The 21,718-nt window shown below is 69.3% G+C and carries 19 protein-coding genes; all 19 read right to left on the reverse strand.

Annotated features, from left to right (window positions below; genetic code table 11):
- Positions 1-54: 54 nt before the first annotated feature.
- The gene (gene rpoZ / locus ACWA14_RS07600; protein ID WP_045280265.1) at positions 55-312 is read right to left on the reverse strand and encodes a DNA-directed RNA polymerase subunit omega; all 258 of its coding nucleotides are present in this window, start codon (positions 310-312) and stop codon (positions 55-57) included.
- Between the two features lie 64 nt (positions 313-376).
- On the reverse strand, positions 377-1,285 hold the full coding sequence (gene gmk / locus ACWA14_RS07605; protein ID WP_463797317.1) for a guanylate kinase: 909 nt from the start codon (positions 1,283-1,285) through the stop codon (positions 377-379).
- Positions 1,278-2,120, reverse strand: coding sequence for an orotidine-5'-phosphate decarboxylase (pyrF, locus tag ACWA14_RS07610; protein ID WP_463797319.1), 843 nt, complete (start codon positions 2,118-2,120; stop codon positions 1,278-1,280). The genes gmk and pyrF overlap by 8 nt, the downstream gene beginning before the upstream one ends.
- Positions 2,117-5,404, reverse strand: coding sequence for a carbamoyl-phosphate synthase large subunit (gene carB, locus ACWA14_RS07615; protein ID WP_463797320.1), 3,288 nt, complete (start codon positions 5,402-5,404; stop codon positions 2,117-2,119). Before carB ends, pyrF begins: the two co-directional genes overlap by 4 nt.
- The gene (gene carA / locus ACWA14_RS07620; RefSeq protein WP_463797322.1) at positions 5,404-6,549 is read right to left on the reverse strand and encodes a glutamine-hydrolyzing carbamoyl-phosphate synthase small subunit; all 1,146 of its coding nucleotides are present in this window, start codon (positions 6,547-6,549) and stop codon (positions 5,404-5,406) included. Before carA ends, carB begins: the two co-directional genes overlap by 1 nt.
- Positions 6,546-7,073 (reverse strand): PH-like domain-containing protein, encoded by a 528-nt coding sequence (locus tag ACWA14_RS07625; protein ID WP_463797324.1) that lies wholly within the window; start codon positions 7,071-7,073, stop codon positions 6,546-6,548. Before ACWA14_RS07625 ends, carA begins: the two co-directional genes overlap by 4 nt.
- A complete protein-coding gene (locus ACWA14_RS07630) occupies positions 7,070-8,374 on the reverse strand; it encodes a dihydroorotase (RefSeq protein ID WP_463797326.1) in 1,305 nt (434 codons plus the stop codon). Before ACWA14_RS07630 ends, ACWA14_RS07625 begins: the two co-directional genes overlap by 4 nt.
- Positions 8,371-9,336: an aspartate carbamoyltransferase catalytic subunit gene (locus ACWA14_RS07635; RefSeq protein WP_463797328.1), complete on the reverse strand. Its 966-nt coding sequence runs from the start codon at positions 9,334-9,336 to the stop codon at positions 8,371-8,373. The genes ACWA14_RS07630 and ACWA14_RS07635 overlap by 4 nt, the downstream gene beginning before the upstream one ends.
- A complete protein-coding gene (pyrR, locus tag ACWA14_RS07640) occupies positions 9,333-9,863 on the reverse strand; it encodes a bifunctional pyr operon transcriptional regulator/uracil phosphoribosyltransferase PyrR (RefSeq protein WP_463797329.1) in 531 nt (176 codons plus the stop codon). The genes ACWA14_RS07635 and pyrR overlap by 4 nt, the downstream gene beginning before the upstream one ends.
- A 78-nt stretch (positions 9,864-9,941) precedes the next feature.
- Positions 9,942-11,522, reverse strand: a complete 1,581-nt coding sequence (locus ACWA14_RS07645; RefSeq protein WP_463797331.1) for a Rieske 2Fe-2S domain-containing protein — start codon at positions 11,520-11,522, stop codon at positions 9,942-9,944.
- 128 nt (positions 11,523-11,650) lie between these two features.
- Positions 11,651-14,959: a DEAD/DEAH box helicase gene (locus ACWA14_RS07650; RefSeq protein WP_463797332.1), complete on the reverse strand. Its 3,309-nt coding sequence runs from the start codon at positions 14,957-14,959 to the stop codon at positions 11,651-11,653.
- A 53-nt stretch (positions 14,960-15,012) separates the two neighbouring features.
- Positions 15,013-15,423: a transcription antitermination factor NusB gene (nusB, locus tag ACWA14_RS07655; RefSeq protein WP_463797334.1), complete on the reverse strand. Its 411-nt coding sequence runs from the start codon at positions 15,421-15,423 to the stop codon at positions 15,013-15,015.
- A gap of 3 nt (positions 15,424-15,426) precedes the next feature.
- Positions 15,427-15,987, reverse strand: a complete 561-nt coding sequence (gene efp, locus ACWA14_RS07660; protein ID WP_463797336.1) for an elongation factor P — start codon at positions 15,985-15,987, stop codon at positions 15,427-15,429.
- Between the two features lie 73 nt (positions 15,988-16,060).
- The gene (aroQ, locus tag ACWA14_RS07665; RefSeq protein ID WP_463797338.1) at positions 16,061-16,498 is read right to left on the reverse strand and encodes a type II 3-dehydroquinate dehydratase; all 438 of its coding nucleotides are present in this window, start codon (positions 16,496-16,498) and stop codon (positions 16,061-16,063) included.
- The gene (gene aroB, locus ACWA14_RS07670) at positions 16,495-17,583 is read right to left on the reverse strand and encodes a 3-dehydroquinate synthase (RefSeq protein WP_463797339.1); all 1,089 of its coding nucleotides are present in this window, start codon (positions 17,581-17,583) and stop codon (positions 16,495-16,497) included. The genes aroQ and aroB overlap by 4 nt, the downstream gene beginning before the upstream one ends.
- A complete protein-coding gene (locus ACWA14_RS07675; protein ID WP_463797342.1) occupies positions 17,580-18,098 on the reverse strand; it encodes a shikimate kinase in 519 nt (172 codons plus the stop codon). The genes aroB and ACWA14_RS07675 overlap by 4 nt, the downstream gene beginning before the upstream one ends.
- Positions 18,082-19,311, reverse strand: coding sequence for a chorismate synthase (aroC, locus tag ACWA14_RS07680; RefSeq protein ID WP_463797344.1), 1,230 nt, complete (start codon positions 19,309-19,311; stop codon positions 18,082-18,084). Before aroC ends, ACWA14_RS07675 begins: the two co-directional genes overlap by 17 nt.
- A 67-nt stretch (positions 19,312-19,378) precedes the next feature.
- On the reverse strand, positions 19,379-20,191 hold the full coding sequence (locus ACWA14_RS07685; RefSeq protein ID WP_463797346.1) for a shikimate dehydrogenase: 813 nt from the start codon (positions 20,189-20,191) through the stop codon (positions 19,379-19,381).
- A gap of 4 nt (positions 20,192-20,195) precedes the next feature.
- Entirely contained in the window at positions 20,196-21,716 is a 1,521-nt protein-coding gene (gene mltG, locus ACWA14_RS07690) for an endolytic transglycosylase MltG (protein ID WP_463797348.1), read from the reverse strand.
- Positions 21,717-21,718 lie beyond the last annotated feature (2 nt).

Consider the following 21,718-nt stretch of genomic DNA (forward strand, 5'->3'; position numbering starts at 1 on the left):
GGTATGCCCATTCTGGACCGCGCCTCCGACACAGCGGCGGCGCGGTCCCGAATATCACTCCGCGTGACGCAGGCGGAGCTTGTCCTCGTTGATCTCGTGCAGGGCGATCGTCAGCGGCTTGTCCTCGACCGAGGAGTCGACCAGCGGACCCACGTTGTCGAAGAGGTTGCCCTCGTGCAGGTCGGAGTAGTAGTCGTTGATCTGACGCGCGCGCTTCGACGCGTAGATCACGAGCTCGTACTTGGAGTCGACTCGATCCAGCAGGTTGTCGATGGGGGGATCGATGATGCCCTTGTTGTGGTGTCCGGCCATGGTGGACCTCCTGATCAGGCGACGGGATCGTCGCGAAGACGGTGCTGCGGGCACGCGAAAGAACTCAGCGTGCAGAGCTCGAAGACAATTCTACGACCTCGGCGGCGGCATCGGCGACGTTCTCGTTCACGATGAGGTGATCGAACTCGTTCTGAGCGGCCAGTTCGACCTTCGCGGTGCGCAGCCGTCGGGCCCGCTCCTCGGCCTCTTCGGTGCCGCGGCCGACCAGCCGCTGCACCAGTTCGTCCCAGCTCGGCGGCAGCAGGAAGATGAGCGTCGCGTCCGGCTCCGCCGCGCGGACCTGCCGCGCACCCTGGAGATCGATCTCGAGCAGCACCGTCCTGCCCTCGGCCAACGCGGCGTCGATGGGAGCGCGGGGGGTTCCGTAGCGCGAACGGTTGTGCACGACCGCGTACTCGAGGAGCTCGTCCTCGGCGATCAGCCGATCGAACTCGGCGTCGTCGACGAAGTAGTAGTGGACCCCGTCGATCTCGCCCGGGCGTGCCGGGCGCGTCGTGGCGGAGATCGACAGGTGGATCTCGGGGTGGTTCTCGCGGATGTGCGCCGCGACCGTCCCCTTGCCCACCGCGGTGGGGCCGGCGAGCACGAGCAGGCGGCTGCGTGCACCGCGGGGACGCAGCACCGGGAAGCGCCCGTCGAGCCAGGCCTCCAGCACGGTGCGCTGGCGTGCGCCGAGACCGCCGAGTCGCTTGACCGGCGAGATGTGCAGGTCTTCCAGCACGCGGTCCCGCTTTCCCGCGCCGATGGCCGGAAGCGCGAGCAGGAAGTCGGTGATGCGCATCGAGCCCTCGACCGAATCGGGGTCCGCGATGGCCCGATGCAGCACGGACTGCGGCGAGACCACGCGGGTGGTCAGATCGCGCTTGAGGGATGCCCGCGCCCGACGACGCTCGACGGCCTTGCGCGCGGCGGCCGCGCGGTCGACCTCGGGTACGACTCGTGTCTCAGCCACGTGCGGCCTCCTGGTACTGCGCGACGCGCGCATCGATCGCCGAGGCGATCCGGTCGGGGCCGGCGCGCAGGATGCTGCGGCTCTCGCTGGCGATGACGTAGGCGGACATGATGCCGAACCGCGCGCGGAGGTCTCCGGGCTCGGCGCCCTGCGCGCCGAAACCGGGCGCGAGGATGGGAGCGCCCGGAGAGAACGGCGTGATCCCGGCCTGCGTCCAGTCGACGGTCGCCCCGATCACGACACCGACGCTCCCCCACTCGTCCGCCCCGTGCTGTGCGGCATTGCGCGCCGAGATCTCCGCGATCACACCGGCGGCGACGGAACCGTCCGGCCCCTGCGATCCCTGCAGACCGGCGGCTTCCGGGTTGCTCGTCGCGGCAAGCACGAAGAGCCCCTTGCCGTGTGCGGTCGCGAGCTCCACCGCGCCGTCCAGCGCGCCCACCCCCAGATAGGGGCTCACCGTGAGCGCGTCGGCTTCCAGGGGCCCGCCAGGCGTGAGCCAGGCGGCCGCATAGGCATCCATGGTCGACCCGATGTCGCCGCGCTTGGCATCCGCGATCACGATCAGGCCGGCTGCTCGTGCCGCGGCCAACACGTCTTCCAGTGCCGCGATCCCCGCGGAGCCGAAGCGCTCGAAGAACGACACCTGCGGCTTGACGATCGCGACGCGGCCCGCCGCGGCATCCACCGTGCGCAGTCCGAACTCGCGCGCGCCGCCGGCGTCCTGCCCGAGGTGCCAGTCGTCGAGCAACGCCGCGTGCGGGTCGATGCCGACGCAGAGCGGGCCGGCCGACGCGAGCGCCGACCTGACCCGCTCGCCGAAGCTCTGGCTCACACCGTCGCCTTCCGGTCGAGGGCGTACTCCTGGAGGCTCTTGACCTCGAAGCCCTCGTCGGCGGCGTCCATCCCGCTCACGGCGGCGCCGAGCACGGCCATGGTGGTGAACAGCGCCTTGTCCGCGGCGACCGCTGCCGCACGGATCTCGTAGCCGTCGGCTCGCGCCGTACCGCCCGAGGGCGTGTTCACGACGATGTCGATCTCGCCGTCGTTGATCAGGTCGACGATGTTGCGCGCGCCGCTCTCCTGCGTCTCGCTGTACTTCTCCACGACCGTGACGGCGATGCCGTTGCGCGAGAGGATCTCGGCCGTTCCCTCGGTGGCGACGATCGTGAAGCCGAGCTGCTGCAGGCGGTGCGCGGGCAGGATGACGGCACGCTTGTCGGAGTCGGCGACGGAGATGAACACCGTGCCGGAGGTCGGCATGCCGCCGTAGGCCGCGGCCTGACTCTTCGCGAACGCGGTCGGGAAGTCGCGGTCGATGCCCATGACCTCACCGGTCGAGCGCATCTCCGGGCCGAGGATGGAGTCCACGGTCTTGCCCTCGGCAGTGCGGAAGCGCTTGAACGGCAGCACGGCTTCCTTGACGGCGACGGGTGCGCCCAGCGGCACACGGGAGCCGTCGCTCGGCGGCAGCATGCCTTCGGCCTTCAGCTCGGCGACCGTGGAGCCGGTCATGATGCGGCTGGCCGCCTTCGCGAGCGGGATGCCCAGCGCCTTCGAGACGAAGGGCACCGTGCGGCTGGCGCGCGGGTTCGCCTCGATCACGTAGAGCACGCCGGCGCTGATCGCGAACTGCACGTTCAGCAGCCCGCGCACCCCCACACCCTTCGCGATGGCGAGGGTCGCGATGCGCACGCGGTCGATGTCGGAGCGGCCCAGCGAGATCGGGGGCAGCGTGCAGCTCGAGTCGCCGGAGTGGATCCCGGCCTCCTCGAGGTGCTCCATGACGCCGCCGATGTAGAGCTCGGTGCCGTCGTAGAGCGCGTCGACGTCGAGCTCGATCGCGTCGTCGAGGAAGCGGTCGACGAGGAGCGGCTTGCCCTGCTCGATGACGACCTCGCCGGCCGTGCGCACGAAGTACTCGCGCAGGCTCTCGGAGTCGTAGACGATCTCCATGCCGCGGCCGCCGAGCACGAAGCTCGGGCGGACGAGCACCGGGTAGCCGATGTCCTCGGCGATGCGGACGGCACCGGCGACATCGATCGCGGTTCCGTGACGCGGGGCCTGGAGACCGGCCGCATCGAGGATGCCGCTGAAGAGCTCACGCTCCTCCGCCAGGTCGATCGCCTCGGGGCTGGTGCCCAGCACCGTGTAGCCGGCGTCCTGGATGCCCTTGGCCAGTCCGAGGGGCGTCTGACCGCCGAGCTGGCAGACGACACCGAGGATCGTGCCGCTGGCGGCTTCCGCATCGAGCACCTCGAGCACGTCCTCGAGCGTCAGCGGCTCGAAGTACAGGCGGTCGGAGGTGTCGTAGTCGGTGGAGACGGTCTCGGGGTTGCAGTTGACCATGATGGTCTCGAATCCGGCATCCGACAGCGCGAACGACGCGTGCACGCAGGAGTAGTCGAACTCGACACCCTGACCGATACGGTTCGGTCCGGAGCCGATGATGACGACCTTCGTGCGCTCCGACGGAGTGACCTCGGACTCGAAGTCGTAGCTCGAGTAGTGGTACGGCGTGAGTGCGGGGAACTCGCCGGCGCAGGTGTCGACGGTCTTGTACACCGGACGGATCCCGAAGCCGTGACGCACCTCGCGGATCTCCCCCTCCTTCTCGCCGCGGATCTCCGCGAGCTGGGCGTCGGAGAAGCCGTGCTCCTTGGCGTAGCGCAGCGTCGCGGCGTCGAGCTCGGGCGCCGTGCGGACGATCTCGGCGACCTCGTTGATCAGGACGATCTGGTCGAGGAACCAGGGGTCGATCGCCGTCGCGTCGAAGGCCTGCTCGATCGTCGCGCCCTTGCGCAGCGCCTGCTGCAGGACGACGATGCGGCCGTCGGTCGGGGTCTTGGAGATCTCGAGGAGCTCTTCGACCGAGCGGTCCTCACGGCCCCAGTGGAAGCTCGAACCGCGCTTCTCGAGCGACCGGAGCGCCTTCTGCAGCGCGGTCGCGTAGTTGCGGCCGATCGCCATCGCCTCGCCGACCGACTTCATGGTCGTCGTGAGCGTGGCATCCGCCGCCGGGAACTTCTCGAATGCGAACCGGGGCACCTTCACGACGACGTAGTCGAGTGTCGGCTCGAAGCTCGCGGGCGTCACGCCCGTGATGTCGTTCGGGATCTCGTCGAGGCGGTAGCCCAGCGCCAGCTTGGCCGCCAACTTCGCGATCGGGAAACCCGTGGCCTTCGAGGCGAGGGCGCTGGACCGCGAGACCCGAGGGTTCATCTCGATCACGATGATGCGACCGTTCGAGGGATCCACCGCGAACTGGATGTTGCAGCCACCCGTGTCGACGCCGACGGCGCGGATGATGTCGATGCCGATGTCGCGCATCTTCTGGTACTCGCGGTCGGTGAGCGTGAGGGCGGGAGCGACCGTGATCGAGTCGCCGGTGTGCACACCGACGGGGTCGACGTTCTCGATCGAGCAGACGACGACCGTGTTGTCGGCGGTGTCGCGCATGAGCTCGAGCTCGTACTCCTTCCAGCCGAGGATGGACTCCTCCAGGAGCACCTCGGTGGTGGGCGAGTCGCGCAGCCCGGCGCCGGCGATGCGGCGGAGGTCGCTCTCGTCATAGGCGAAGCCGGAACCGAGGCCGCCCATGGTGAAGCTGGGGCGGACCACGAGCGGGTAGCCGAGCTCCTCGGCGGCGGCGAGCACCTCGTCCATGGTGTGGGCGATGCGGGAGTCGGCGACGTCGGCGCCGGCGTCGAGCACCAGCTGCTTGAAGATCTGGCGGTCCTCGCCCTTGTTGATGGCCTCGAAGCTCGCGCCGATGAGCTCGACGTCGTACTTCTCGAGGATGCCGTGGTTGTGCAGTTCGATCGCGGCGTTCAGCGCGGTCTGGCCGCCGAGTGTCGGAAGGATCGCGTCCGGGCGCTCCTTGGCGATGATCGTCTCGATGACCTGCCACGTGATCGGCTCGACGTACGTCGCGTCGGCGAAGTCGGGGTCGGTCATGATCGTGGCGGGGTTGGAGTTCACCAGGATGACGCGTACGCCCTCCTCGCGGAGGACGCGGCACGCCTGGGTGCCGGAGTAGTCGAACTCGCAGGCCTGGCCGATGACGATCGGGCCGGAGCCGATGACGAGGACGGAGGAGATGTCGTCACGCTTGGGCATCAGTTGGCGTCCTTCTTGCTGGCGACGACCAGGTCGCGGAACCGGTCGAAGAGGTAGTTGGCATCGTGCGGGCCGGCGGCGGCCTCGGGGTGGTACTGCACGGAGAATGCGGGGATGTCGAGGGCGCGGAGACCCTCGACGACGCTGTCGTTCAGACCGACATGGCTGACCTCGATCTGTCCGTAGCCGTTCGGACTCGCGAAGGGGCCGTCCAGCGGCGCCTCGACCGCGAAGCCGTGGTTGTGCGCCGTGATCTCGACGCGGCCCGTGGTCTTGTCGAGCACCGGCTGGTTGATGCCGCGGTGTCCGAACGGCAGCTTGTAGGTGCCGAGGCCGAGAGCGCGGCCGAGCAGCTGGTTGCCGAAGCAGATGCCGAAGAACGGCAGTCCGTCGTCGAGCACCGACCGGAGCAGGTCGACATGACGGTCGGATGCCGCGGGGTCACCGGGGCCGTTCGAGTAGAAGACCGCGACCGGGTCGATGGCCCGGATGTCGTCGATCGTGGAGTCCTGCGGGAGCACGAAGACCTCGAAGCCGCGAGCGGCGAGGTTGTCGATCGTGGCCTGCTTCACACCGAGGTCGAGGACCGCCAGGTTCCCCACCTTCTCCCCCACCGCGGTGGTGACGGTCGCGACGTCGACCGAGACCTCGGCGGAGAGGTTGCGACCGGCCATCTCGGGCGCGTCGCGGACGATGCGCACCTGCTCCTCGGCGTCGAGCGCGGCATCCGCGCCCGAGAAGATCCCGCCGCGCATCGAGCCGGCCGAGCGGATGTGCCGTGTGATCGCGCGCGTGTCGATGCCGCTGATCCCGACGATGCCGTCTTCCTCGAGTGAGGCGTCGAGAGACGTCGTGGCCCGCCAGTTCGACACCACGCGGGAAGGGTCGCGGACGATGTAGCCGGCCACCCAGATGCGACGGGACTCGGTGTCCTCCTCGTTCATCCCGGTGTTCCCGATGTGCGGGGCGGTCTGCAGGACGATCTGTCCGGCGTAGGACGGGTCGGTGATCGTCTCCTGGTATCCGGACATGCCGGTGGAGAAGACGACCTCGCCGAGCGTGGTGCCGCGCGCACCGTAGGCGCGGCCGACGTGGCGGGTCCCGTCTTCCAGGACGAGAACGGCGGTTTCGGGCAGGGCGGTCATCGTGTGGCTCCTGTGTCGGGGGCGGCCGTGTCGGGGGATGCGGGGACGAGTCCCTGCAGGTCGGAGAGGAGGTTCGTCGGGTCGCCGGTGGCGAGTCGCAGGTACGAGTCGACGATCGTGTCGTCGTCGGCGTTCCACGCGATGCGGATCAACCCGCCGGGCTCGACGACGCGGTCGATCGTGACGGTCGCGCGGTCGACCCCCACGAGTCGGGACGAGGCGAGGAACACCGTGGGCGCTCCGTCGAGGCACAGCGCGACGCCGCGATCCGTGACCGCGAGCTCGCCCCGGGCACGGTACGCCAGCGGCGCGACCGCGAGGCGCTCGAGCGGCTCGTCGTGCCGCGTCGTGGAGACGTAGAGCACCTCGTCGCGCCGCACGACCTCGGCGTGCTCGGGCACGCCGAGCGGAGCGGAGATGCCGGAGTCGCGGCGCAGACGGCGGCGCCACGACAGGAACATCACGAGCAGCACCAGCAGCGCCGCAGCGATCGTGATCGCGATCGCGGTGTCGCGCGGGCTCATGCGTTCAGCCCCTCGACCAGGGTGCCGGCGTCGACCGTGAGCGTGCCGCCGAAGACCGTGAACTCCACGTGTCCGGGCAGCGCGCGTCCCAGGTACGGCGAGTTCACACTGCGTCCGTGCAGGTCGGCCTCGGTGAAGACGCCGTCGATCGAGGCGTCGTACAGCGTGAGGTGCGCGGGCTGACCGACCTCGAGCGGAGTGCCGTGGCCGGACAGCTGACCGATGCGCGCCGGAGTCGCACTCATCACACGGGCGACGTCGGCCCATCCGATGAGCCCCGTCTGCACCATCGACTGGTGCACCACGCGCAGCGCGCTCTCCAGGCCCACCATGCCGTTCGCGGCCGCCTGCCACTCGCACGCCTTGCTCTCGCTCGGGTGCGGCGCGTGATCGGTGGCGACGATGTCGATCGTGCCGTCCGCGAGACCCTCGCGCACCGCCCGCACGTCCTCCTCCCGCCGCAGGGGCGGGTTCACCTTGAACCGGGCGTCGTAGCCGCGCACGAGCTCGTCGGTGAGCAGCAGGTGATGCGGGGTGACCTCGGCGGTCACGGCGATGCCGCGCTTCTTGGCCCAGCGGATGATGTCGACCGATCCGGCCGTGGAGAGATGGCAGACGTGCAGGCGCGAGCCGACGTGCTCGGCGAGCAGCACATCGCGCGCGATGATCGACTCCTCCGCGACGGCGGGCCACCCGGTCAGACCGAGCTCGGCCGAGACGACGCCCTCGTTCATCTGGGCGCCCTCCGTGAGCCGCGGATCCTGCGCGTGCTGCGCGATGACTCCGCCGAACGACTTCACGTATTCGAGCGCGCGTCGCATGATCAGCGGATCGAACACGCAGAAGCCGTCATCGCTGAACACCCGCACCTGCGCGCGGGAAGTGGCCATCGCGCCCAACTCGGCCAGGCGCTCGCCCTTCTGCCCGACGGTCACGGCGCCGATCGGCTGCACCGCGGCGTACCCGGAGGCCTCACCGAGCGCGAGCTCCTGCTCGACGACGCCGGCCGTGTCGGCCACCGGCGAGGTGTTCGGCATCGCGAACACCGCCGTGAAGCCGCCGGACGCCGCTGCACGCGTTCCGGTCAGGATCGTCTCGGACGCCTCATACCCCGGCTCGCGCAGATGCGTGTGCAGGTCGACGAGCCCCGGCAGGGCGACGAGCCCGGCGGCATCGATGACGCGGGCACCCGCGCGGCTCAGGCCCGTTCCGATCTCGACGATCACGCCGTCGTCGATGATGATGTCGGCGCTCTCCGCGCCCACCAGCTGTGCACCGGTGATGACGAGGGTCTCGTTCACAGGTCTCCCCCTCGTTCGTCGTCTCGTTCTCCTGCCAGCAGCAGGTACAGCACCGCCATGCGCACGGACACCCCGTTGGCCACCTGTTCGAGCACCGTGGATCGGTGCGAATCGGCGGCTTCCGAGGAGATCTCCAGACCGCGGTTCATGGGCCCGGGGTGCATCACAATGCTACCGTCCGGGAGCCCCGCCACGCGCCGCGCGTCGAGTCCCCACCGCCGGGAATACTCCCGCTCAGTCGGGAAATACGCCGCGTTCATCCGTTCCAGCTGGATCCGCAGCATCATGACCGCGTCCGGTCCCTCCGCGAGTGCCGCGTCGAGGTCGTACACGACATGGGCCGGCCAGAGTGAGACGTTCTGCGGCACGAGTGTGGGCGGTGCCACGAGCGTGACCTCAGCGCCGAGGGTGGCGAGCAGCCAGACGTTCGAACGCGCGACCCGGGAGTGCAGCACGTCTCCGACGATGACCACCCGCACGCCGGAGAGATCCCGTCCGCGGCTGTCGGCGCCGAAGCGGCGCTTGCGGATCGTGAACGCGTCGAGCAGCGCCTGAGTCGGGTGCTCGTGCGTACCGTCTCCGGCGTTCACGACGCCGGCGGAGATCCATCCGCTCGTCGCGAGGGTCTGCGGGGCGCCCGAGCCGGGGTGACGCACGACGACGGCATCCGCGCCGATCGCCTCGAGCGTCTGCGCCGTGTCCTTCAGGCTCTCGCCTTTCGAGACGCTGGAGCCCTTGGCGGCGAAGTTGATGACGTCGGCCGAGAGCCGCTTCGCCGCGGCCTCGAACGAGATGCGCGTGCGCGTCGAATCCTCGAAGAACAGGTTCACCACGGTCTTGCCACGAAGGGTGGGGAGCTTCTTCACCTCGCGGGACTGCGTGTCGGCCATGTCCTCGGCCACATCGAGGATGCGCAGCGCTGCCGAGCGGCTGAGCGTGTGAGTGTCGAGAAGGTGCCTCATGCGCCGATCGTCACCTCCTCGGACCCGTCGTCCTCGACGAGCCGCACGTTGACGCGCTCCGTGCGCGCGGAGGGGATGTTCTTGCCGACGAAGTCCGGGCGGATCGGGAGCTCGCGATGGCCGCGGTCCACCAGGATCGCCAGCCGCACCGCCGAGGGTCGACCGATGGACTGGATGGCGTCGAGCGCCGCGCGGATGCTGCGTCCGGAGAACAGCACGTCATCGACCAGCACGACGACCTTGCCGTCGATCCCGCCGTCGGGGATGTCGGTCGGCCGCGGCGACCGCGTCGGGTGCTGGGCGAGATCATCGCGGAACAGCGTGACATCCAGAGCGCCCACGGCCACGGGCACGCCGGCGATGTCGCTGATCAGCGTGCCGAGACGACGGGCGAGAGTCACGCCGCGGGTCGGAATGCCCAGCAGGACGATGTTCTCCGCGCCCCGATTCGATTCGAGGATCTCGTGCGCGATACGGGTCAGTGCCCGCGAGATATCGGCGTCATGCAGCACAGTGCGTGTGCTCATCGACCGCTCCCTTCTCCGCCTCACAGGACGGTGTTAAAGGTTGCTTGCCTCCCCAGTCTATCGGAGTGGCGGGGGAACTCAGCTCGCCGGGGCGAGCGCCTCCTCCGTCACGCCGTCGACGGTCTTCGAGGAACGGATCGGGTGTCCGCTGGTGGAGAGGCAGCGACCGGTCTTCAGGTCCCACTTCCAGTCGTGCATGCTGCAGGTGAGCACGCCGTCCTCGTCGACCGTTCCGGTGCGCGTGAGGTCGGCGCGCAGATGCGGGCAGCGGCGCTGCACGGTCCATTCGCCGATCTCGGCATCCTCGGTCTGGTCCGTCTGCTCCTGATACCAGTTCTCGACGTACTCGATGCGGTCCACCGACAGGCACTTCAGGAACGTCGTGAGGAACTCGTTGAACTTGCCGCTGCGCCCCACCTGGAACTGCAGCGAGAGGAAGATCGAGTTCGACCAGTCGATCTCGTGATCGCGGATGTTGGTCGACACCAGATCTGCGGGGATCGTGTACCAGTAGACGCACTCCTCCCCCGCGTACTCGCGCACCTTCGCCCGCGGGAAGTCGACGACCATGTCGAGCTCGCCGATGCGGAAGCGGACGCTCCCGCCGACACCGAGCCGGATCGTGCGCGACTTCTTCAGCAGCGGCTCCCACCACTCCTTCAGCGCCGCGAGGATCTCCTCGGGCGGGAGCGGTTCCGCGCGAGAGGCCTCCTCATCGCGGATCTCCTGCTGACGACTCGCCCGCTGCGACTCGAGGTAGTCCCACTTGTCGTCGAAGATGTGCGCGAGCTCCGCCTCGGTGTACAGCGACTGCTCGCTGCTGACCTGTCCGCCCTCGACCGTGACGACCGTCCCCGGCACGAACAGCTGACCGTCGTACTGCGGCGCGAGCTCCTTCATGTGGGCCAGGAACTGCTTCTGGTCCGTGAAGATCGACTCGCCGTTCTTCCCCAGTCCGTTGAAGTCGAACAGATCATCGCGCAGGAACATGGGCGGCCCGGCCATCGGGAACACGTGCGGGGCGTCGACCTTCTCGATGTAGTACATCGCGCGCTTGTTCTGCGCCTCCCGCTTGAGGCGGGCGAAGTTCTGCTTGGCATCGAGCGGCAGGTCGTAGACCATCGGCCACCAGATCGCGCCGGAAACCTGGGTGAAGTACGCATCGGGGGTGCCGAAGTCGAGGAGCTTCTCGAGGTCGAGCGGATGCGAGTCGTTCTGATTCAGCATCGAGCCGGTGCCGTCGTCGACGCTGAGCGAGCTGTCGCCGATCGGACCGTCGCTCGGCGCACGCAGGGGGGTGATCATCATCTTCAGCGCGCCGCGCTCGATGACCTCGCCGGCCGGGGCATAGGTGATGTTCGTGTACCCGAGGGCGCGGATGTCCCGCTCGAGGTCGTCGATCGGGTATTCCGGCAGGAGCACCTCGATGTCCTTGCGGATGTACCGCTGCAGCAGGGCGGGATCGAAGTGGTCGCGGTGGCGGTGCGAGATGTAGAGGAAGTCCGCCTCGCGGCCGAAGCGCTCCCAATCGAGACCGCGGTTGTCGGGGAACGGGAACCACGATCCGAAGAACGAGGGACCGAGCACGGGGTCGCAGATGATGTTGCCGCCGACCGTCTCGATGAACATCCCGGCGTGGCCGAGTCCCGTGATCCGCATTGCGCTCCTCCTGGTGCATCCTCCGGCGCCTGTTCGACGCTTGCTGTGGACGGTTCGAGTCTACCGACGCCTCTCTGGACGGCCGGTCTGACCGGCCGGGGAAAAGGGGTCCCGCTCCCCTGCGGTGCTCAGTCGTCGAACAGTCCGCGGATGTCCGCGGCGGTCAGCGACTGGGCGAACAACGCCTCGTCGTCCATCACCGCCGTGAACAGGCGCGCCTTGCGCTGCTGCAGGTCGCGGACCTTCTCCTCGATCGTGCCCGCCGCGATCATGCGGTACACGAAGACCTGACTGGTCTGGCCGATGCGGTGCGTGCGATCGATCGCCTGGGCCTCGGCCGCCGGGTTCCACCAGGGGTCGAGGAGGAACACGTAGTCGGCTTCCGTGAGCGTGAGACCGAACCCACCCGCCTTCAGACTGATCAGGAACACCACCTGTTCACCCGCCCGGAACCCGTCCACGACGTCCTGTCGGCGCCGGGTCGACCCGTCGAGGTGCGCATACGGGATGCCCGCGTCCCGCAGGCGAGCGGCCGCGAGGTCGAGAAAGGACGTGAACTGGCTGAAAACGAGAGCCCGGTGGCCTTCGGCCTGCAGCTCGACGACGCGCTCGACGAGCGTGTCGAGCTTGCGGGATCCGATGTCGGCGTCGTCCTCATCGACCAGGCCGGGGGCGAGACTCAGCATGCGCAGCAGGGTCAGGGAACGGAAGACGATGAAGCGGTTCCGATCGAGATCGTCGAGCAGTCCCAGCACCTTCTGCCGCTCGCGCTGCAGCACGACGTCGTAGAGCGCGCGATGCTCGGGGCTGAGCTCGACCTCGAGCACCTGCTCCTGCTTCGGCGGCAGGTCCGAGGCGACGATCTCCTTCGTGCGCCGCAGCATCAGCGGACGGATGCGACGCCGCAGCTGGGTGAGTCGGCGGCGGCGGTATTCCCCGCCCTCCTCGTTCTCGGGGACCTTGCCCTTCTCGATGGGCTGGATATACCGTTCCCGGAACTTCCGCGCCGAGGGGAACAGTCCGGGCGCGGCCAGCTTCAGCAGCGACCACAGATCGGAGAGGCTGTTCTCCATCGGGGTGCCGGTGACGGCGTACGTGACATCGGCGTGGAACGTCGAGATCGCGCGATGCAGCTTCGTCTTCGGGTTCTTGACGAACTGTGCCTCGTCGAGGATGAGGCCCGCCCACTCGACCTCCCCGAACTCCTTCTCGTCGAGTCGCGCCACCGTGTACGAGCTCACGACGATGTCCGCACCGGATGCCGCACCCGCCAGCGTTCCGCGTCGGGTTCCGCTCGTGCTCTCCACGACGGCGACGCGGAGCTCGGGGGTGAATCGCGCCGCCTCGGTCTTCCACGTGCTCAGCACGGAGGTCGGCGCCAGCACCAGGAAAGGACGGCTCTCGCCGGCGTCGCGCGTGTGCTGCACGAACGTCAACAGCTGGAGCGTCTTGCCCAGACCCATGTCGTCGGCGAGGATCCCGCCGAGACGGTGCTTCCAGAGGAAGGCGAGCCAGTCGAATCCGGACTTCTGGTACGGCCGCAGCTCGGCGCGCAGCGATACCGGTACCGGGGTCTCCGGCACACCTGTCGCCTGCCGCAACCCCTCGGCGGTCGAGCGCCAGCTCACCGCGGGCAGAGCCTCGTCGGCGAGATCCTCGAACTCCTCCCAGAGGTCGGTCTGATAGCGGCTGATCCGTGGACCGGTCTCCCACTCGTCGAGCGCTCCCGCCTCGTCGATGAGTTCGCGGAGGCGATCGAGAGCCGGGTGCGCCAGCGTGAAGTAGCCGCCGTCCGAGAGCAGGAGCTTCTTCTTCCCCCGACTGAGCGCCGTGAACAGCGGCCCGAACGGGATGTTCCTGCCGTCGATCGTCACGATGATGCCCAGATCGAACCAGTCCGAGTCCGCCGTCTCGACGGTCGACACGGTCACCTCCGGGACGCCGGTGAGCTCGCGGTACTCCTTGCGGGCGCCGGTGGTGACGACCGTCACCCCGATCGCCTCGAACGCCGGCACCACGTCGGCCACGAACGACGCGGCGTCGGTGTCGTGGAACGAACCCGTCGGAGTGAACCGGCGCGTCAGATGCTCCTCCCACACCTCCTCGAGCGCGGCACGGCGCACGGCTTCCGCCCCCGGATCGCGCACGGCCTGCGCACCGGCCGCGAAGGGGGTCGTTCCGAATCCGCGATAGGACCAGGCGAACGAGTAGCGGACGACGTCGCCGCGCTCGAAGGCGAGGTTCAGCAACGGCTCGGGCGCCGGGATCTCCGGGAGGGACACGTCTCCGGACGTCTGCACGACGGTCCGTCGGGCGAGCACGGGATAGGCCTCGGCGATGAACGCCTCTTCCTCGTCCGCGGGCACTGAGAGCGGCCGCTTCGCGTCGACCAGGGCGCGGACCTGCGGGCTCAGCGGGACCTCCGCGAGCGTGATCCGCATACGACTGCCGCTCAGGACGGCGGAATACACCCCGCTGCGTCCGATCGGGTGCACATCGGACGCGGCGACCTCCTGGCCGTCGATCGTGGCGGCGGCAGCGACCGTCAGGGCGCCCTGGTCGTCGCGGGCGATCCGCGCCGAGATCTCCGCCGAGTCGGCCAGCCGGACGTCGGCGCTCTTCTGCACGGTCGCGAGCGGGATGCCGAGCGCGGCGCCGGCGCGCAGGTGTCCCCACAGCAGTCCGGACTCGATCTGATCCACGACCAGCCAATCGCCGGCGTTGCCCGAGAGCAGCGAGTCGCGCGAGATGCTGAGCAGGTCGCTGAACCAGCGGGTCTGCGCGCGTCCGTACTGGGAGGCATCCCGTCGCACCGCATCCCAGGTCACGTTCCCCTGGATCCACGAGCCGGTCTGGGTGCTGCGCATCAGCGGGCGGATCGCCAGCAGCAGCTCTCCTGTCGAGCGCGCGAGGTCTCGCGGGGTCGCGGGACGCACGGCCCGCGGTGCCCAGTGGTTGTCCCCGCGGGATTCCCGATGGCGGAGCTCGACCCCGAGGGCCAGGGAGCGCTTCTGCGCGGTCGCACCCGGATCGACCAGGGCTCGCCAGGAGGGTACGACCGGCTCCGCGATCGTGGACGGCCGCGGGGAGACGATCGGCGCCGACGCGGAATCGGATGCCCGCGCACCCGCCTGCTGGGCGTATTCCTGCACGTTCGAGGCGAGCAGCGCGGCGACGACATGCTTGCACCCGGTGCGCACCGGACACGAGCACCGGGTCGAACGGACGTGCCGCGCGCCGTTCGACGACACGAAGCCGACCTCGACGAGGTACTCCGCGTCGTTGCTTCCGGTCACCCGGCCTTCGAGCTCCTGCCGATCCTCATCCCAGAAGACCTCGCGCACATGGCCCTCGCGGAAGTACGCCAGACCGCGCGCGTACCCACCGGCGTCTGTGATCTGCAGGAGATCGCGGAGGGCGACGTGAGGTGCGGGCATGCAGGCATCCTTCCCGCGGCATCCGACACGGAGCAGCGACTCGGACGGAACGGTCAGGCGGAGCGGGCCACCCTGGCCAGGACTCCGTGCACGAATGCACCGGAGTCGTCGGTCGAGAACTCCTTGGCGAGTTCCACGGCTTCGTCGATCGCGACGGCGGTCGGAACCTCGTCGTTGTACAGCAGCTCCCACACTCCGATGCGCAGCAGTGCTCGGTCGACCGCCGGCATGCGATCGATCTTCCAATCGCGACTGTGCGTGGTGATCTGCTCGTCGACCTCGTCGCGGTGATCGACGATTCCGTCGACGATCTCGCGGGCGTACAGCCAGGAGGCCTCGCGGGCGGGCTCGCTCGCCGCGCGCTTCGCCTCCGCCGCCAGCGTCACGGTGAGCTCGTCGCCGCGCACATCGGCGGAGAACAGGATGTCGAGAGCGCGCTTACGCGCCTTCGTCCGGGCGCTCACGCCTTACTTCTCGCGACCGAGGTAGTCACCGGTGCGGGTGTCGACCTTGATCTTCGTGCCGGTCTCGACGAACAGGGGAACCTGCATCTCGTATCCGGTCTCGACGGTCGCGGGCTTGGTGCCGGCGGACGAGCGGTCACCCTGCAGACCGGGCTCGGTGTAGGTCACCTCGAGGATGACGGATGCCGGGAGGTCGATGTACAGCGGGTTGCCGTTGTTCAGCGCGATCGTGACCTGCTGGTTCTCGAGGAGGAAGTTCTTCGCATCGCCCACGGTCGCCGCGCCCACGGTGATCTGGTCGTAGTCCGAGGTGTCCATGAACACGAAGCTCTCGCCGTCGGCGTACAGGTACGTGTAGTCGCGGCGGTCGACGTTCTCGATCTCGATCTTGGCGCCGGCGTTGTAGGTGCGATCGACGACCTTGCCCGACACGACGTTCTTGAGCTTCGTCCGCACGAACGCGCCACCCTTGCCGGGCTTGACGTGCTGGAACTCGATGACGTTCCAAAGCTGCCCGTCGATGCTGAGGACGACGCCGTTCTTGATGTCTGCGGTAGATGCCATGCGCTGCTGGTTCCGTTCGTGTGTGGTTTTCTCGGCGCCCGGAGACAGACTCAGGCACGGCCGACAGTCGATTCTACGGGATGAGGGCGAGAAGCCGACGCACGGCGCTCGCATACCCCTCGACGCCCTCGCCGATCACGCGCACCCGCGCGACGTCGTGCAGGTACGAGTGATGGCGGAAGTCCTCACGCGCGTACACGTCGGAGATGTGCACCTCGGCGAACGGCAGCGCGACCCCGGTGAGGGCATCCCGCAAGGAGACCGAGGTGTGCGTGAGACCGCCGGGGTTGATCACGATCGCGAGGCAGTCCTCGCGCGCCGCGTGGATCGCATCGATCAGCACGCCCTCGTGGTTGCTCTGGATCGCCCGCACCTCCACGTCGAACTCGGCGGCGGCCGACGCGGTGAGCGCCTCGACATCCGCCAGGGTCGCGGTGCCGTACACCTCGGGCTCCCGCGTGCCGAGCAGGTTGAGATTGGGTCCGTTGACGAGCAGGATGCGGCGCGTCACTCGCCGACCTCCTGGTAGGCCGCGAACATCAGCGATTCGTCGGGCGCCTGCAGCACCGTGGGCTTCGCGATGTCGTCGAGCAGGATGAACCTCAGCATGCCGCCACGGCTCTTCTTGTCGCGCTGCATGGTCGCGAGCAGCTGCGGCCAGGCCCCGGCCCGGTAGGACGTGGGCAGCCCCAGCGACTCCAGGATCGAGCGATGCCGGAGGGCGGCGTCATCGGACAACCGTCCCGCGAGCCGGGACAGCTCGGCCGCGAACAGCATGCCGACCGAGATCGCCGCTCCGTGGCGCCAGCGGTAGCGCTCCGCGTGCTCGATGGCGTGACCGAGCGTGTGCCCGTAGTTGAGGATCTCCCGCTGTCCGGCCTCGCGGAAGTCGCTGGAGACCACCTGCGCCTTCATGTCGATCGCGAGCTCGATGGCGCGGCGGAACTCGGGGGTCGTGGTATCGACGGCCCGCACGGGGTCGGCCTCGATGATGTCGAGGATCTCCGGCGCCCAGATGAAACCGGCCTTGACCACCTCGGCGTAGCCTGCGGTGGCCTCGTTCGGGCTGAGGCTGGCGAGTTCGTCGAGGTCGCCGATCACGGCACGCGGCGCCCAGAAGGCCCCCACGAGGTTCTTTCCCTCCGCGGTGTTCACCCCCGTCTTGCCGCCCACGGCCGCGTCCACGAGCCCGAGCACCGTGGTCGGCACGTGCACCACCTCGATGCCGCGCAGCCAGGTCGCCGCGACGAATCCGGCGAGGTCGGTCACGGCACCGCCACCGAAGCCGACCACGGCATCGGTGCGGGTGAAGTCGGCCTGGCCCATGACCTGCCAGCAGAAGGCCGCGACCTCGATGCGCTTGCCCTGTTCGGCATCCGGGATCTCGGCGAGGAGGACCTCGCGGGCTCCGGAGCCCGTGTCGGAGAGCAGGCGATCACGCAGCTCCGCCGCTCGCACGGCCAGGGTGGGCGGGTGCACGATGAGGACCTTGCGCACGCCCGGGGACAGCGACGCCGACACCTGGTCGAGGATCCCCCGTCCGATCGTGATGTCGTACGGGTCGTTCCCGGTGACGCTGATGGTGGTGGTGCTCATCCCTGCTCTTCTCTCCATGTCACGATGTCCGCGGCGATGCGCTGCATCGGCAGCCGCGAGGTGTCGAATGTGGCGGATGCGACCTCGTCGTACCAGTCGCGGCGTTCCGCGAAGATCTTCTTCCACTGCGCGATCGGGTCGTCGCCGGCGAGAAGCGGGCGACTCGCCCCGCGGATCCGATCGGCCACGGCGTCCGGCGAGACGGTGAGGAACACCACCGGGTGCGCCCGCAGCAGCTCTCGGGTGCCTGCGTCCGTGACCGCACCCCCGCCCAACGAGATCACACCGCCCTCTTCGAGAGCCGCCGCCACGGCCGCACGCTCGAGGCGACGGAAGTGCTCCTCGCCGTGCTCGGCGAAGATCGTCGCGATGGGACCATGCTCCCGGGCGACTCGCTTGTCCGTGTCGATGAAGGGCACGCCGAGTCGTCGGGCGACGCGTCGTCCCACACTGGTCTTGCCCGCGGCCATCGGGCCGACGAGCACCAGCGTGAGCGGGTCAGCCGCGCTCGTCATGCGCGATGAGCGCTGCCTCGGACGCCGGGGTCGTGCGCAGCTCCTCCGGAATACCGGCGAGGTACCCCTCGAGGTTGCGACGCGTCTCGCGGATGCTGTCGCCACCGAACTTCTCCAGGACCGCGTTCGCGAGCTCGACCGCGACCATCGCCTCGGCGACGACACCTGCAGCGGGTACCGCGCACACGTCGGAGCGCTGATGATGCGCTGTGGCATCGGCGCCCGTCGAGACGTCGATCGTGCGCAGAGAGTGCGGGACGGTGGCGATCGGCTTCATCCCGGCGCGGACCCGCAGCACGGTCCCCGTGGACATGCCGCCCTCGGTGCCGCCGGCGCGATCCGAGCCGCGCGTGATGCCGCCGTCGGTCGCGAAGAGCTCGTCGTGGGCGGCCGAACCGCGGCGGCGCGTGGTCTCGAATCCGTCACCCACCTCGACGCCCTTGATCGCCTGGATGCTCATCAGCGCCTGCGCGAGACGCGCGTCGAGACGGCGGTCCCAGTGCACGTGCGAGCCGAGTCCCGGCGGAAGACCGTAGGCGAGCACCTCGACGATGCCGCCGAGCGTGTCGCCGTCCTTCTTCGCGTCGTCCACCTCGGCGACCATCCGGGCGGAGGTCGCCGCGTCGAAGCAGCGCAGCGGATCGGCGTCGAGGGCGTCGACGTCGTCCGGGGTCGGGAGCGCCGCGCCGTCGGGCACGCGGACGGGACCGATGGACAGCGTGTGGCTGACGAGGCGGATGCCGAGTTCGGAGAGGAACGAGCGCGCGATCGCTCCGAGCGCCACGCGGGCGGCGGTCTCTCGAGCGCTGGCCCGTTCGAGGATCGGCCGCGCCTCGTCGAAGTCGTACTTCTGCATGCCGACCAGATCGGCGTGGCCCGGACGCGGACGCGTCAGCGGAGCACTGCGGCCGCGCGACTTGTCGGTGATCTCGATGGGTTCGGGGTTCATGACCTCGATCCACTTCGGCCACTCGGTGTTGCCGATGCGCAGGGCGACCGGGCTGCCCAGCGTCTTGCCGTGGCGCACGCCGCCGGAGATCGTGAGCTGGTCCTGTTCGAACTTCATGCGAGAACCGCGACCGTAGCCCAGCTTGCGCCGGGCGAGGTCGGCTTGGATGGCCTCGGACGAGACGGGGACGCCGGAGGGCAGACCCTCCATGACGGCGATGAGTTCTGGGCCGTGCGATTCGCCGGCCGTGAGCACGCGGAGCATTGCTCCAGTCTCCCATGCCCGGGGCGCTGTGCCGCGCCGCATGTCGCCGTGGGAGGTGGCGGTGCGCTCAGAGAGCCGCGCGCATCGCCGCGAGAACGCCTGCCTCGTCGGGCAACGCCGCGTCGGGGTCGCCCTGATGGAAGATGCGGATCTGGCGCACCGCCTGATGCAGCAGCATCCCGAGCCCGGAGATGACGGGGCCTGCGCCCCAGGCGGTGGCCAGTGCGGACGGCCAGGGCGCGTAGGCGGCGTCGAACAGCGCTCCCCCGGCTGCCGCGAGATGATCGGCGACGTCGGGGTCCAACGCGGTTCCGCTCGGGAGTGTGGCGATCGTGAGATCGACGGCCTCAGTGGGCGCGTCGAGCGGTGCGGTGGTGACGGTGACTCCGAGGCGCGGACCGAGGTCGGCGAGACCGGCGGCACGTTCCGGCCGACGGGCGCGGACCTCGACGTGCGAGGCGCCCATCTCCGCCGCGGCGACCAAGGACGAGGCCGCGGTCGCGCCGGCGCCGAGGATCCGCACCGAGGGCGCCGTCGAGATTCCCGCCTCGCCGAGAGCATCGACGATGCCGCCGACATCCGTGTTGAAGCCGGCGATCACCGGTCCCAGCAGCAGCGTGTTCACCGCGCCCGTGAGCTCGGCATGTCGGTCCCGCGTCATCGCGGCGCGGAAGGCCTGCTCCTTGAGCGGCATCGTGAGGGACAACCCGCGCCAGTCGTCGCCCAGCGATCCGAGGGCCGCGCTGAACTCCGACTCCGCCACCCGGCGTCGCTCGTATGTCCAGTCCCGTCCCAGCACCGCGTAGGCGGCGGCATGCAGGGCCGGCGACTTCGAGTGGGCGATCGGGTCGCCCCATACCGCGAGACGAGACCGGCTCACGGCGTCAGCATCCGGCATCCGGGTTCTCCCGGCACCACGCCTGCCACTTCTCGATTCCCGCCTGGTGCTCCTCGTACGTCTCGGAGAACTGGGTCTCTCCGGTCGAGAGATCGATCGTGACGAAGTACAGCCAGGGGCCGTCCGCCGGATGCATCGCCGCGTCGATCGCCGCGTCGTTCGGGCTCGCGATCGGCGTCACGGGAAGGCCGGTGTTGACATAGGTGTTCCACGGGTTCGGGTCCGCGAGCGCCTCGGCGGAGCTGGAGACCACGCCCTCGTGCAGCGAGCCGTAGCCGTACTGCGCGGTGGAGTCCATCTGCAGCATCATGTCGATGTCGAGGCGATTCTGGATGACTCGCGACACCTTGGCGAAGTCGTCCGTGCGTCCCTCGCGCTGGATGATCGATGCGATCGTGAGGATCCGCTCAGCGTCGGCCTCGGGGACCCCGGCGGCGGCCAGCGACTCCCGGGTGCGATCGACCATGCGCTGGATGACCTGGGTCGCCGTGACCTCGGGATCGAACTCGTAGACCGCCGGGAACAGCCATCCCTCGAGGCTCTGCGCCGTGACGCCGTAGGCGGCCGGGTCGGCGACGGCGGCCTCGAAGTCCTCCACCGGGATGCCGAGCGTCTCCGCCATGCCGGACAGCGAGGATGCGATGGTGGCGCCCTCCCCCATCGACACCGTGTTCGCGAGCCTGTTGTCCTCGTTCTGCAGCGCGGCGAGAGCGTCGGCCGCGGTCATCTTCTGCTGGAGCTTGTAGACGCCGGGGTAGAAGACGGCGGTCGGGTCCTCCGCGACGAGGTAGTCGTAGAAGACGTCCTCGGTCTTCGTCACGCCCGCCTCGAAGAGCGTCGTCGAGACCGGAGCACCCGTGTCGCCCGACCGGATCGTGACGAGCGCCTCGCCCGTCGCCATGCCCGGCTCCCAGTCCTTGGGCTCGCCCCAGCCGAGCGCATCGCTGATCCGGTCGCCGTAGGTGTTCCACACCCACGCGCCGCCCGCCGCGATGCCGCCGAGCACGGCGAGCACGATGATCAGCCCGATCAGGCATCCGGTACGACGCCTCTTCGGCGCGCGGGCGCGGTTGCGCTCCTCGTCCGGAGCCACGAAGAGCTCGTCGAGGCCGCCGCCGAGCACCGGCCCGGCAGAGGCTGCCGAGGTGGCCGAGGCCGTCGTCGCGGGAGCGCCCACGACGAAGGGGTTGGCGTCGTCCGCCGCAGCGGATCCGCTCGACGTCGACGGCACCGCGGGCGTCGCCCGCGGGGTGGACTCACCCTCTTGTGCGTCGGCGACGGGGAGACTCCGGTCGGGTTCGCCCGGCGTCGGCACCTGCTGGTCCGCCGCAGCGGGCGGAGTCTGCCGCGCACCGGCCGCCTCGCGCGCCGCACGGCGCGATCCGGGAGTCGGTTCGCTGTTGTCGACCGTCGGACTCTGCAGGACCGGGTCGGGAAGATTCGAGAACAGATCGCCCAGGCGGGAATCTGCGTCGTTCTGGGCGGGATCGCCCTCGCGTTCGGCCATGT

This window comes from Microbacterium sp. TW_SC_2, from assembly GCF_055361165.1.